The 14,455-nt window shown below is 47.0% G+C and carries 11 protein-coding genes; 9 read left to right on the top strand and 2 right to left on the bottom strand.

Annotation, left to right across the window (positions count from 1 at the left end):
* The first annotated feature begins 71 nt into the window (after window positions 1–71).
* Window positions 72–587, top strand: coding sequence for a general stress protein (locus tag ACEN86_RS12945; RefSeq protein ID WP_495631041.1), 516 nt, complete (start codon window positions 72–74; stop codon window positions 585–587).
* Between the two features lie 91 nt (window positions 588–678).
* Here ACEN86_RS12945 and ACEN86_RS12940 read toward each other — a convergent pair whose 3' ends face one another.
* On the bottom strand, window positions 679–2,826 hold the full coding sequence (locus ACEN86_RS12940) for a YhgE/Pip domain-containing protein (protein WP_495631040.1): 2,148 nt from the start codon (window positions 2,824–2,826) through the stop codon (window positions 679–681).
* Between the two features lie 107 nt (window positions 2,827–2,933).
* On the opposite strand from ACEN86_RS12940, the gene ACEN86_RS12935 reads away from it, so the two are divergent.
* From ACEN86_RS12935 to ACEN86_RS12900, 8 genes are all read left to right on the top strand, one after another.
* Window positions 2,934–4,268: an outer membrane protein assembly factor BamB family protein gene (locus ACEN86_RS12935; protein WP_495631039.1), complete on the top strand. Its 1,335-nt coding sequence runs from the start codon at window positions 2,934–2,936 to the stop codon at window positions 4,266–4,268.
* Window positions 4,269–4,569: 301 nt separating this feature from the next.
* Window positions 4,570–5,070 (top strand): PTS sugar transporter subunit IIA, encoded by a 501-nt coding sequence (locus tag ACEN86_RS12930; protein WP_495631038.1) that lies wholly within the window; start codon window positions 4,570–4,572, stop codon window positions 5,068–5,070.
* Between the two features lie 28 nt (window positions 5,071–5,098).
* Window positions 5,099–6,559, top strand: a complete 1,461-nt coding sequence (gene nagE, locus ACEN86_RS12925; protein ID WP_495631037.1) for an N-acetylglucosamine-specific PTS transporter subunit IIBC — start codon at window positions 5,099–5,101, stop codon at window positions 6,557–6,559.
* A gap of 197 nt (window positions 6,560–6,756) precedes the next feature.
* Window positions 6,757–7,617, top strand: coding sequence for a sensor histidine kinase (locus ACEN86_RS12920; RefSeq protein WP_495631036.1), 861 nt, complete (start codon window positions 6,757–6,759; stop codon window positions 7,615–7,617).
* The gene (locus ACEN86_RS12915; protein WP_495631035.1) at window positions 7,592–8,251 is read left to right on the top strand and encodes a response regulator; all 660 of its coding nucleotides are present in this window, start codon (window positions 7,592–7,594) and stop codon (window positions 8,249–8,251) included. The genes ACEN86_RS12920 and ACEN86_RS12915 overlap by 26 nt, the downstream gene beginning before the upstream one ends.
* 193 nt (window positions 8,252–8,444) lie before the next feature.
* Window positions 8,445–9,713 carry an S-layer homology domain-containing protein gene (locus ACEN86_RS12910; protein WP_495631034.1) on the top strand — a complete coding sequence of 423 codons (1,269 nt, stop codon included), beginning with the start codon at window positions 8,445–8,447 and terminating at the stop codon, window positions 9,711–9,713.
* Between the two features lie 443 nt (window positions 9,714–10,156).
* Window positions 10,157–13,129: a DUF5704 domain-containing protein gene (locus ACEN86_RS12905; protein ID WP_495631033.1), complete on the top strand. Its 2,973-nt coding sequence runs from the start codon at window positions 10,157–10,159 to the stop codon at window positions 13,127–13,129.
* 140 nt (window positions 13,130–13,269) lie between these two features.
* Complete coding sequence (locus ACEN86_RS12900) at window positions 13,270–13,749, top strand: DinB family protein (protein WP_495631032.1); 480 nt, start codon at window positions 13,270–13,272, stop codon at window positions 13,747–13,749.
* Here ACEN86_RS12900 and ACEN86_RS12895 read toward each other — a convergent pair.
* A complete protein-coding gene (locus ACEN86_RS12895; RefSeq protein ID WP_495631031.1) occupies window positions 13,735–14,073 on the bottom strand; it encodes a hypothetical protein in 339 nt (112 codons plus the stop codon). The genes ACEN86_RS12900 and ACEN86_RS12895 overlap by 15 nt on opposite strands.
* Window positions 14,074–14,455 lie beyond the last annotated feature (382 nt).

The raw sequence follows: 14,455 nt of genomic DNA, 5'->3' as shown, positions 1-14,455 counted from the left end.
GTCCTATGGTTAATTGCTTCCTGATCGGGGTAATGATGGAGGGAACAGTTAAATCAAAGGAGGCAATTATCATGGCTAAAAAAATAGTGGGTGTATTTGATACAGACCGGGAAGCAACCGCAGCAATTGAGTCTCTTCAGAACCAAGGATTCCGGGCTGATGAAATTTCAGTCATTACCAAGAATCGCGATGATCAGGCTGCTATCTCGGATGAGACGGGTTCCAAAGCACCGGAGGGTGTGGCTACAGGCGCCGCAACGGGCGGTGTTGTCGGTGGTGTAACTGGATTGCTTGCAGGACTAGGACTGCTTGCCATTCCAGGGGTTGGCCCGATTCTGGCAGCAGGTCCAATTGCAGCCACTCTAACAGGAGCCGCTGTAGGCGCTGGCGCAGGCGGTCTGGTTGGCGGATTGATCGGCCTTGGAATTCCTGAGGACGAGGCACATGAATATGGAGATTATGTGGATAAGGGTAAGATTCTAGTCCTGGTAGATGAAGATGACCGTACTTCTACAGTGTACGATACTTTCCGGACTAACCGCTCTTTGAATGCATCCCGTTATTCAGATACGAATCCACGACTCTAATCTGACTACACGAATAATCCGGTTGAATAACCGGTACTCATAACAAGCAAAAAAGAGTCCAGCTGAGTTTCGGCGGGCTCTTTTTTGCTTGTTAATGAATAAGACCACTCTTGCGAGCTTTCTGAACCAAGGGAGCAGCAAGGCGATTGATGCCGGGCTTGAGGGCAAGGCCGAGCATTAGGGCGAGAATTCCATAACCGATAAGCACGAGAATATCCCGGAATGCGAGCTCAGGAACCACTCCGCCCACCGCTTCCCGCAGCAGGCCGATTCCATACGTGAAAGGCAGGAAAGGATAGATCATCTGGAAGAAGGGCGGCGTGACCTGGATGGGAAAGGTTCCTCCGGAGCCGGCCAATTGCAGCACCAGCAGCACGATGGCCATGGCTTTTCCCACGTTGCCGAATACGGAGACCAGCGTGTAGATCATGAGCATAAATATCAGGCTGATCAGCAAGCTGAACAGGATGAACAGCAGCTTTTCCTTGGCATAAGTTCCAAGGATGTAGAGGTCCCCTGCGGATACTAAGAGCGCTTGGAGCAAAGCCAGTGTGCCAAATGTAAGAAATCTTCCCAAATACACCTGGAAGCTTGAATATTCAACTTGGGAGTGAACCTCAATTGTCAGCATGGATACGAGCAGCAGGCCTCCTACCCACAGGGATAGAGTGGTGAAGAAGGGAGACATCGCGGATCCGTAGTTAGGAATCGGAAACAGCTTGTTTTCTACCAGAATAACGGGCTCGGCGAAGAACTCACTCTCCTTCTCATAGTTCAGCTGAAGCAGCTTAATCAGATCTTCAAGGCGGCCTTCCTTCTCAAAAGCGCGCAGACGGTCACCGATGGACTTAACTTTGGCTTCTGCAGCAGGCAGCTGATCTCTTACATTCACGGCTTCTTCCAAGCCTATGGTCAGTCCCTTGGAAGCATCCAATAGGATCTGCTGCACTTTAGGAAGTGCTTGCTGGGCCTCAGTCAGGGCATTACGAGTCTGAACGGCAGCATTCCGGGCTTGAGCTACAGCACCTTGCAGGCTCGGGAGAATTTCATGATCATAGCTTTCAATCATCCGATCAAGTTCGGCATGAAGGGCGCTGACCATTTTTCTAGAGTTGTCCAGCAGTTCATTATTCGGCTCGTTACCTTGCTTGGATGCCAGCCCCAGCGTGTCCTGAATAGATTCCATGCTTGCTGTAATTTCCTTTATATGATGGGATATCCCGGTAAGTGAACTGGACGGAGCTGCCGCATTAACTCGTTCAAGCAGAGAGTCCAAGGAGCGGGCTGCGGCCAAGGCTTGAGCCATACCCTGCTGGGCCTGGTCTATACCTGGTCGCTGCATGGCGCCTGGGGCCATGGGGTCATCCAAGTGCTCCGCGGCGGCTATACCAAGTTCAGCAGTCTCGAGAGACTCCCTTATCTGAGTCAAAGTCTGTTTGATGTGTGGAGCTGCACTGTTCATCGCCAAGGTGCTTTGATCCAGGAATTGAATCAGATCGGTACTGAACTGAGTACCTTTGCGGGCAAGCTCCACAGCTGCAGGTACCCGGGACTGCACCTCCCCGACAAGGGATTGACTCATCTTGAGGTCTTGTACTGCAATATCCGCGGCTTTATTGATCTCCGGGAAGAGCGTCTCAAGCTTGTAGAGCTGGCCTTTCAATTTGCTGATTAAGGGAAGCTGCTGCTGAAGTTCAACCCCGATTTCATTAAATATTTTGAAAATAGCGCCGTTTGCCGTTTTGACAAAATTACGATTGACCTCCTGGGTAATTGAGCTTGCCCCTTTGGATGTGATCTTCGGGGCAACCGCATTGATCTTCTCGTTCACTGTATAGCGAATTTGGGCTTGTACCGGATTCGGGGTGAGTACGCTGGCAATATGCTGTGAGAAGTCGGGCGGGATTTCAACTGCCGCGTAGTATTTACCGTGCTTAAGTCCGCTTTGAGCGGCTTCATGGGGGACGAAGACCCAGCCCATTTTAGAGTTTGTCTCCAAAGTCTTTTTGATTTCCTGACCGAGATTTATGGGCTTCCGTTGGATTAAGGCCCCTTTGTCCAGGTTCGTTACTGCAATCTGGATGCCCTGGGTCGAAGAATAAGGATCCCACGATGCCTCAATATTGAACCAGGCATAAAGAGAGGGCAGCAGGATAAGACCGAGGATTACCACGGCTGCCGCCCAGTTGGCTGCAATATTTCGAATATCTTGAATATAAATGGAACCCAGCTTCCTCATGGTTAATTACCGCCTAACCGATTTTGACTTAGTATGACAGGTTTGGCAGCAGATCATTCGGGGCCGGCCCATGGACAGCTCATTCCACGAATAAAGGAGATTAACTGATGAACAAATATGCCCGCTTTATAAGCTCAGCCGCCTTAATCTTGCTCGCCGCGGGAACTTTAACTGCAGGAATAACACCTGCATCCGTGTCAGCAGAGAAAGCACTCTTATCATCGTCCCATTGGACAAAACCTTCTACCACCGAGTTCAGTCGTCCAGCTTGGAAGGTTGATCTGACAGCCTCAGCTCCGGATGAGGGCCGTCCATCCGAGTCTGCTGTTGCCTCAGGAGATGGGCAAGTCTTTGCGGTGAATAAAGGAGAATTGACTGCATGGGACGTCACTAACGGCCGACAGACCTGGCATTTTGGGGATAAGCTCAGCCCGAATATTGAATATGATAAAGGCACACTGTATGGGACTTATGAAGATGGAAGAATCTTTGCAGTAAGTTCCAGCGGTAAGCTCAAATGGGTCTCCATCCGCACTGTTGCTAAGGCAGAGAAGCTGGTTCTCCTGGGGAATACGCTTTACATCCTGAGAGGGATAGATATTTTTGCATTTGATGCCGGCAGCGGAGCCTTAAAGTGGGAGAATCATGATACTTTTGCGTTATCCGGATCTCCAGAGCTTGCTGAACAGGATGGCGTTGTATTCCGGACTTATACCGGAATCGCTAATTTCATGGTGACCCTCAAGGCCTTCGATGCAAAGACAGGGACGAAGCTATGGGAGAAAAATCAACAGCACATGCCTATTCAGGTCAGGAATGGAACGGTGTATTCTGTCTATGAACCGAACCTTTTTGAAAAGCCGCAGGCTGAATTGTCAGTTAGGATGCTTGACCTGAAGACCGGAAGAGAGCAAGTGAACTATCTCTACACATGGCCTGACAATCCAACTCGTTCTATATACAGTTATACGAACAATGCCCTGATCGAAGGGAACGATCTGTATGCATTCAGCAATCATACATTGGTGAAATTTGATTTGACCCATTATACGGGTAATTCCGATCAGCCTGTACAGGAGATTAAGGATACGAAAGAAGAGATGGACAATCCCCTGATGAAAATTTATAAAGACCGGATTTTCTATGAAGGGCATTCCGAGCGGCCCTACTCTACCCTGAAATCTATCCGCTTATCCGATGGGCTCACGGTAGAATACGGAAATGATAATTCGGCTGCCCAGGTTGATGTCTATGGCAATGGAGTGTATATCGGCCAGACGGATGGGATATTCCGTGTCTTTGACCTCGCTTCAGGCAAGGAAGTGGTGGCCGTTAAGACAGGAGCACGCAGCTACGGGCCGACCGAGTTCGAGGAGGGAATGGCAATCATTCAGGCGGATCATACATTAATAGTGGTACCTATACCGGACACTCTGAAGTAATACAAGAGCAACAGAAATTCCTGGAATTTCCGTTGACGGCGAGAATTGATTGTTTTATGATTAGCTCATAAATGAAAAACAGGGTAGGCGTGTTATTGTAACGTGCATGAGCCAAGGAAAGTTGAACTTATTGTATAAGTTTTCTTTTCCTTGGCTCTTTTTGATTTCGGGTAATATGGAGTTCTCTGGGGGGAGGCGGAGCATCAATTCCAAGAAACTTGGAACCGCTTTCATTGAGGACTGGAATTTAGTATTCATTACCCGGGTGATTGGGAAAAGTAATGAAGGGCGGGGATTGAATATGTTGTCTAAATGGAAGACGAATTCAACGGGGTTGAAGGAAGCTGAATTTTATGCCCCTGTGACTGGGGAAGCGGTAGCCCTTGCGGCTGTGCCGGATGAAGCTTTTGCAGGTGGATATATGGGCAAGGGAATGGCGATTGAGCCTAGCGAGGGAAAGCTTATAGCTCCGTTCGGGGGTACGGCGGTACATGTGATTAAATCCAAGCATGCCGTTATCCTGGAGCATCCATCCGGATTGCAGATGCTTTTTCATATAGGAATCAACACTGTATCCCTAAAAGGCGAAGGTTTTATAACCCACGTACAGACAGGCGATACTGTGAAGGCAGGGCAGACTCTGATTGAATTTGACATCGATAAGATCAAGGGAGCGGGTTACCCGGTGATTACTTCCGTGATAGCAACAAACGCTGATGAATTGACAGAGGACATCGAGACGTACCTCGGTCCGGTCCAATCCGGCAGAGATGTCATTCTTAAAGCGATATTCAAGGCATAGGCCAATAGATTAGAAAGGGTGAAGTGTGATGTTATCTTTTCTTCAAAAAATCGGGAAATCCCTAATGCTCCCTGTCGCAACTCTGCCTGCTGCCGCGATTCTGATGCGGTTCGGTAACATTGACTATGTGAAGGATTTCCACATGGGCAGTGCAGGTGAGTTCATTAACAAGTATATTGCCCCCTTCCTGGATGCAGGGGGAACGACCATATTTGATAATCTGCCGCTGATCTTTGCCATAGGGGTGGCTATTGGTCTTGCAGGAGATGCGGTTGCAGCCTTGTCCGCCGCGATTGGGTATCTGATTCTGCAGCGTGTGCTGCTGAAAGTGCCTCTTGTGTTCGATACGTTGATGAGTAAGGATGCCAAGCTGGACATGGGGGTACTAGGCGGTATTATAGTGGGGTGCATTGCGGCCTTCCTTTATAAGAAATACCATAATATCAAACTGCCGGATTGGCTTGGTTTCTTTGGAGGCAAACGGTTCGTGCCGATGGTGACTGCCTTCACCATGGTAATTGCAGGTCTCGTCTTTGGTCTTATCTGGGGACCTGTGCAGACTGCGCTGGATACCTTCGGCAACTGGATTGTCAGCCTAGGAGGAATCGGCAGTGCTATTTACATGATAGCCAACCGCCTGCTTGTTCCTTTCGGGCTTCATCACATCATCAACTCGATTGTATGGTTTCAGATTGGCGACTTCACGGATGCGGCGGGCAAAGTTATTCATGGTGACCTTCACCGCTTCTTCGCCGGTGATAAAACAGCGGGCATGTTCATGACCGGATTCTTCCCGATCATGATGTTCGCTCTTCCGGCAGCGGCCTTTGCGATTATTCACACCGCCAAGCCTGAGCGTAAGAAGGCCGTAGCTTCAATCTTCATTGGGGCAGCCCTTGCCTCTTTTCTGACAGGGATTACTGAACCGCTTGAGTTCGCGTTCATGTTCGTAGCACCGGTTCTATATGGAATTCATGCCATATTGTCAGGGGTAGCAGGCTATGTCATGTATGCGCTAGGGATTAAGCTGGGATTCGGCTTCTCCGCCGGTTTCCTCGACTATGCCATCAACTACCAACTGGCAACCAAGCCGCTGCTGCTCATTCCTGTTGGTCTTGTGTTTGCCTTGGTGTACTATCTGCTCTTCCGCATTCTGATTGTGAAGCTGAATTTGAAGACACCGGGACGTGAAGATGATGTGTCCACCGAAGATCATGCATCAGCCGGCAGCGGCAGCAGTGCTGTTGTGACAGGTGACAGTAAGGCTGCCAAGATTCTGGCTAACATCGGCGGTTCGGATAACGTTCAGTCCATTGACGCGTGTATCACACGTCTGCGCCTGGTTGTGAAGGACGATAAGGCGGTGAATGATCCTGCTCTCAAAAACCTGGGAGCGTCAGGAATTATACGCCTGGGTAAGGGGGTTGTTCAGATCGTATTTGGTCCTCAATCGGAAGCCATCAAAGATGACATTAAGAAGTTAATGTAAATCGAATTAGACGTTTGAAGCTGCAAGCTCAGGGCGGATATTTATCCGTCCTGTTCGCATTTATGCCCGCAATTCTATCCTGCCTATAAAAAGGGTTATGCCTAACAAGTTTCATTAATTAAACCTTGCTTCGGTCCAGCTCTTGGCGTATATTCGGACGAGGATATACTTCTTGGAAGAAAGAGGCGGAGGATAAAGTGTCATATCGGCAGATCAAATGGATGATTCTAATCGTGCCCTCAATCATAGTGGGACTGTGGGAGTTTGTCAGGCATCAATTTCTCGTCTCCTACATCTCCATGGGGCTAGGGAATTTTATAACTCCGGTGATATTGTTTGTTGTAAGCATTACACTGCTGTATAGATTGTTCGCCATGCTGGAACGGGTGCAGAATGAATTGAATGAGGAGCGGGCTCAGAAGTCGGAACTCGTTGCCCGCGAGCAGCTGGCCAGAGAGCTGCATGATGGAATTGCCCAGTCCTTATTTCTATTATCTGTCAAAATCGATAAAGCCGAGCGCAGACAGAGCACGTCAGGGGCTGATCTGAATTTGGATGAGCTGCGGAAGACGGTTCACGAAGTTAATCGGTATGTGAGGCAATCCATCTCCAATCTGAAATACCAGTCTGCGCCAAGTCATGATGGGCAGATGGCCTTTCGTCATCGGATTACACATTTGATGGACGAGCTTCAGCTCCCCGTGCATATGGACTGGGACCTAGACGGTGTAGAATTTACACCGAAAGAGCAGATCGAACTGCTTGCATGTATCCGGGAAGCCTTGGTTAATGCCAAGAAGCATGCACCTGCCAGTCAGATTACTGTACGAGGCGAGGGAAATGGCCAAGGTTGGACGGTTCGTGTTACCGATAATGGACCGGGCTTCGGTGGACCACCGCAATCTGAAGTCCGGGATAAATATGGGCTGAAGATTATGAGAGAACGTGCCAATGAGATGGGCTGGACGTTATCGGCCGGCTCTGAAGACGGAATAACGACTGTCATGATTGAGAGTAAGGAGGGACTCAGCATTGAAAGCCCGCGTATTGGTCGTTGACGATCATGCTTATGCAAGAGAGGGAATATGTGATATTTTGGCGGAGGATTCGTCATTTGAGATTATTGGAGTTGCTTCAAGCGGGGCGGAAGCCATCGATTTGACTGAGAAATTCATGCCGGATTTGATTCTGATGGATATTCATATGCCGGGGATGGATGGATTGGAAGCTACCCGTATAATCAAGCTGCGTTTTCCCTATGTCAAAATTGTTCTGATTACAGTGTCCGACGACGCTGCCCATTTATTTGAAGCCCTGAAGCAGGGAGCCCAGGGTTTTCTGCTGAAGAACCTGTCACCTTCAACCTGGGTGGAGTATCTAAGATCCATCATGAATGACGAGGCCCCGCTTTCCAGTGAACTCGCGCATGAGATTCTCAAAGAGTTCCCTACGGCCCCGAAACAGGACTCGCTAGATCATCCGCTCACTGGCCGTGAGAGGGAGATTCTGAATTGGGTAGCTAAAGGAATGACGAATAGGGAAATTGCAGGAGAACTGCAGATTTCAGATCAGACTGTCAAAAATCACTTGAAAAATATTTTACATAAGTTACAATTGGAGAATCGGGTGCAGCTCACCAGATATGCGATAGAGCAGGGATGGATCGATACCAAGCGTCCTCATCATGGATAAGTAAATTTAGTAGAGACTTGAAAGCATCAAGTCGTTGCCTTAGGTATAAGGTGGCGGCTTTTTTTGTGTTTTTACAAAGGCAAGAAGGACTGTAATCCTATTCCATAGAAGTTAATATAGGACTATATTCTAAATTTTACCATCCGAGTTATGGGAAGAAAGCAATACATTCAGATTGGGAGAGTGAAGGTTTATGAAAAGTAAGTTTATGATGAACACCATGATGGCAGGAGTGGCAGGCGTGCTCGCCGCAGGCTGTTTGTTCGGAGCTTCAGGGTCTTCAGTGTCAGCAGAGGGAACAGCTCACTTCAAAGATAAGCTGCCTGCTTGGGCGAAGTCGGATATTGAGTATGCAGCAGCGAAAGGGTACATGAAGGGGGATGAAAGTGGAAGGTTCAACCCGAATGCCACGATAAGCCGCGCAGAGTTCGCAGCGATCCTTGCGAGAGCATCCACTAATGAAGCAGGTTCAAGCAAGGCAGGGTTTAGCAGCATTCCCGGCTGGAGCCAGGACGAGGTGAATGCGGCGGTGAGCAAGGGCTTTATCTCGCCGGGCGACTATCCAAATGGATTCAATCCAAACACACCGCTGACACGCAGAGAACTGGCCAAGTGGGTGGCTTCAGGCTTGGCGGCCAAGGATGCCGACTTCAAGAAAGCACTGTCGGATACGGCAGATACACTCGTGCCAGTCGCAGAGTACTATAAGGGCGGTCTGAATAAGGCCGATTATCCTTATGTGTCGGTTGCGCTAGGAACCGGACTTATGGGTGGATACCCGGACGGCCGATTCGGCCCAGCCCAGACGACTACGCGGGCGGAGGCTGCAGTGATCCTGCACCGTTTCGAGTCTATTCAGGACAAGAAGGCTGATACGTTCCAGGATTTGAAGGAGATGCGGGAAGTGGGGCTGACGGGGACGAATGCGATTAGTTTGGGGTTTAAGTACAGCAAATATGATGATGGACGGGAAACTAGTTTTACAAGCATTCGGAACGTTCCTGTTACTCTCAGAAATAACATTGCGAAAATCAAGGTGAATCGTTTTATTTTGGTAAATGGATCAAAAGCTACAGATATCAAAAACCTTTACGGGAAGATGTTTGTCGATAAGGATTATGTTTTAGCTTTTAAGATGAAAAAAGACCGTTACGAGGTATTTGTTGAATATGCATTTACTTCAAATATTGACAATATGGACGTTATGACTTATTTGAATTCTTCGAGTTCCCCATTCTTGCATTTGGTCGGTTTCGAAAGTGGTACTATCGACAGGTATGGAATTCGAACCATGCCTCGAATGGATCTTGTCGGCAAAGAGAATTTTTTCAAAAAAGGCATGGAAGTTAAGTTCTGGGGAAATGGGTTTGTCCTATCTAATCTACCTATTGCGGATACGCGTAATGGTGCATCCATAAAAGTTAGCGAGGGTAAATCGTTTGATATTTATAAGCTTGATTAGTATTTCGCCAAAGGAGCTAAGAGATGGAACGCTTAAGAAGAAAACTCTTGATTAGCTTGAGTTGTGCATTGATAATTTCAAATTTTTTGTGGATAGGCTCTCTGATCGTTAATGCTGGCGGCAGCATTAGTGCTTCACTTCCTGGTATAGGAGCTATGACTCAAACCATTACCGATGGTGGGAAGACTGAACAAACCTGGATACGGGAAGGACAAGTGGATTCTGATGCAAACCCCGGGGTGTATCTTTATCAGCGAGACGATAAAAGGTGGGTGGCTGAAACGAATCGGGGCCCGGTGATTTATAACTCTGTTGGATCACCAAATTCCCCCTATCCGGAAAAAGGCCCAGAATTTGAGAACAAAATCAATATGACTAAGCCTGAGTATTTGCCAAAAGAGGATTATCAATTATTAGATGGAGTAAATAAAGATGCTTCATTAATGACCGATTCTAAAATCATCGGGGCAAATAATTCAACACCTCTAGAAGATAATACCAGTACAACACGTGCTCTACGAATCCCAGATAGCGCGAACCTGATTATTACCTCAGTTATCGGTGGAGATATCGAAAGCCAAAGACCACCCGATGCCTATTTTACCAACAAGCACGCTAAATTCTCAGGCAACAAGTGGAACGCAGGATACACCACACAAGTTCACGTAACCTGGCGAGCCAATTTTGTAGAGAAGAAGAAGATCGCCATGACTGGCAAGAGCAAGATTGCTGTCCAGGAAGTCACCAACTTTTCAGCTGCAGTGGCTACCTCGGAAGCGAAGAAAGCTTACGGCCCTCCAGCCGATGTAACGACTCGAAGTGACGTGGTATGGAAGTCCAGCAATCCGGGCGTAGCCACCGTGAGTTCTGCTGGAGTTGTTACTGGGTTGGCTAAGGGGACTTCTATCATCAGTGTAGATTGGAAGAAAGACAAGTATTGGCTGCATACAGAGAAGGTTGTAACCGTTGATATAAAAACTACAACTCCACCTCCTTCTGGCTCTTGCGTTCCAACGATCAATCCACCCTATGCTGCAGCAAGCCCGGTTACTACGTTCATGAATCCGAATGGAGCGGGCGAGATTCTAGGAGATGATGCAGCAAATGGCCGGCATTTTGATGCCGTGAAGGCGATTCCGACCAGCGAGGACTTGTACAGTCAGGCGTGGGGAATGAACTATCTGTTCCAGCACACTTTTGCCAATATGAAAGGCACGATTGACTACCGCTGTACGGTAGACGTAACGTATATACGCACGTGGAAAGAGAAGCAGCCGGACATCACGGGTCCTGATGGAAAGCCGGTTCCGCAGCCGGATACTGAGAAGTCAGATACGGTGACCAAGACGTATAGCTTTAATTTGGCACCACGTAACTATTCCTATTGGGAAATCAAGCAGTTAGAAGTATACGGCATCAACCATGCTGAAATGCAGAATTATGCTCTTCCGGATGGCAGCGTCACTATGGAACCTCACAACTACATAGCACCCGAATTAGAGATGGATAACAGCAGTGATGTGAATGATCATATATTTCCGAAAGATACAGGAACGATTAGCTATACTCCCCCGGTTGTGGCTTCAACTGGCTACGCTCCGAAGGACATTCCGGATGATACAGGGACATTGAAGGGACTAGCGGAAGCGCGAACAATGCCTCCAGATGTGAAGAACGATAGGCTGAGCTTTAATGAAACAACGGTTATGGATGACAGCAGGGTAACTAGTTCAGGTCCTACTCCCGGTACAATCCCGCCCCCGACACGGATCCCGGATAAAATACTTTATGAAGATCAGCAATTGATCAGCAGTTCCTTAGCTAATAAAGCCGATACCCCAAGTACAGGCACCCTTTATTATGATCTTCTTCCCGATAATTTGAACGGAAGCGGCGATAAAGAGTTTCCTATAAGCAATATCAATAACGTTACCGTACATACGCCTGTGGTGAATTACTCCTCTGTGTCAGATGATACCGAGCATAATCAGAAAACTAAGCCAGATCAGAGCCGGTCGGCATTAATTTTGGACAGACCTTTTGTAATTCATATTCCTACCACGGGTCAGCACACGAACAATCCGGGTTACGGGGATCGTGACTATGCAAAGTACACACGGAATAAGCAGGTAAGGTTTCCGTTCGATGTGTACAATGAGGACCGGACACAATACATAGATCAAGGTACTTGGGTGGATATTCCCATAACGCAGGATTACACCACTTTTTACATGCCCGTATGGGTAGACGAGGGGAACTATGATGTGGAGTTTCGCAGTATAGCTGAGAATGCGCCCGTACCATTTCAAGAACAGACTAAAGCAAATACAAATCTGGATAACCATGCAGCCGTAGATTCAGTTCCAGTTGAGGTCATTGGCCGAATGTATGATTTCCACGTGACTGATATAGCAGATTACTTATGGGAGACCGTATTTCGGACTTATCACCTGAGTTCTGTAGCTTCCGGCCGTTCTTATTGGGTTGGATTACAAGGAATTGATGGGAAGCAGAGGGGGAACCTTCATCCGTACACGCTCCCGGTTCGCCCGGGAAGTCATCCAGAGCCGGGATACAAGAATGCTGCCGTCAAGACAGGATATCACTTCAAGTTTGACCTCAAAACCAAAGGTAATATGTTTGATGCACAAGATTCCATTCGTATTACTCCAAAGTTCTATTACATGAGCGAAGACGGGAAGATGAGGACCCCGATTGATATCTACTATAAGACGGAGGGCATAAGCTTTGTTCGGATCGGATCCGATGAAGATACTAGTCAAAGGTATGTGATTCTGAACGACAGACTTCGAAATGTTCCTAAGGAGGAGTTATCGGATACCGCCTTGTACAAATATGATCATTATTACAATTTTGGCCAAGTTGGGGAAGTCAGCCGAGACACCTTTGTACAGAGCTATATCGGTAAGACTTCCATGAAAAAAACTCCGGTTGGCGGATTAAAGCTGTTACAGCTGCCTGAAGCTGTTCGGACCTTGATTGGACCCAAGGAAGCCATTCCTTACGGTGTAGATGTGCAAAGAGCAAATGCCTCGGTACAGAAATGGTACGGAGAGTATAGCTTGCCAGCTGATATCTATGGAGTAGTGGCGGGGACGGATCTGGCCGAGTATGGGAGAACCCATCAAGGTTTAACGGACCGGAGTGCTGTGTTTCTGCAAAAGGGGTATTTTATTGTTAACTTCAATTTGGAGACTGTTGATCAAGGGAATGTACAAGAGCCACACCTGCAGTATATCCATGCTCCTTTGATGAATCAGTGGAAGCTTGAAGGATTCAACAATAACATTATGGATCCTTATGGGCACGTCTATAATTTACAAGATGGTGACGTGGTATTCTACCATACCGACATATCCAGCCGAGACGATTTCATATCCAGCGTAACGCACTGATTCACTTAAAGTATCGCTGTTTTCGTAAATACTGTTGCTTTTAACTAAAAGTGTTATCATCACCCTTGATTTCTGGGAAATTGTAGAATAAAATGGGAACATAGGTTCCTGTAACGGCTTAATAACCTGGAGGTCCCAATATGATAAGTTTAGGCAAGGAAACGATTCATCGGTATAAAGAATTTATAGAATGGACGGACACATTAAGTGATTTGGACGATAACATATGGTTAACTCCAATAGCTGAGGGAAAACCAACAGTGGCGGAAATTATTTCGCATCTTAAAAATTGGGATAATTACCTTATCAATACCATTATCCCAGCAATTAAAAAGGGCGAAGGAATAGTCTTTCCCGAGTTCGATTCGTTCAATCAAAAAGCTTATGAATATGCTCGTTCAGGCATTTCCAAAAAAGGTTTGCTCGACGAATTCAAGCAAATCCGTATTCAGTTGATTGAGATAATGCTAACAGAGCCAGATGTCGCTACTAAAAATGTGACGGCAAACGGTGTAGAAAATTGCCCACATACAGGCACTCCCTACTCATTGCTCTATATCATCTACGAATTTATTGAGCATGACATTCACCATAAGAATCAAATTTTATCGGTAATCTGATTCTTTCGAATTCGAGTTTATGAAACCGTCCCTTATGGGGCGGTTTTCTTCATCTTCAGCTTGCTCTAAATTCCTGAACCGTCGTAAAGTTCGCCAACTTGCAAGCATCCAAAGCAAAGACGATGCTTCAACATAACCGCCGATGATTTTATCAATCACTTCGGCTTTGATACGTCCGCTACCGTCCGTGTGACAAATGATATTGCCACTAAGGTCGTAGGCAACAACGACACTAACTTGCTCTTTAGAAATGCCGCGTTTACGTTTTTCTTTGTTTTCATCTCCAACCTTGCGACCTCTTCTTCGAGCTATCTTCTTGACCAAATCCTCATCTCACCAGAGGGACAACCCCCTTAAATCCACCAACCGACCCAAATACGCAGTAACGAGCGCAGCAGCTTAGCAACCGAGAAACTTAGCAAACAAGCAGTTGAGTAGTTAAGCAACTAAGCAGTTGAGAACTTTAGCGACATAGCAAGTTAAAACCTACAAAAACCGCAAAAACCGCGTCCTCAATAACTGTAAACAACACAAACGATAATATTTTCAACATATGAAAAATTCACAACAGATACCCCAACCCCACACTTTGCTACCTATCACTCCCCCAACATACGCATATATCTATCCCATATTCTCAGGTTAAAAATGGCGAATTGACCACTATTATGAAAATTTCATATAATAGAATCAAATATTAATATTG

Source organism: Paenibacillus sp. Paensp111 (genome assembly GCF_059492195.1).
This window is presented reverse-complemented; position numbering and strand designations above follow the sequence as displayed.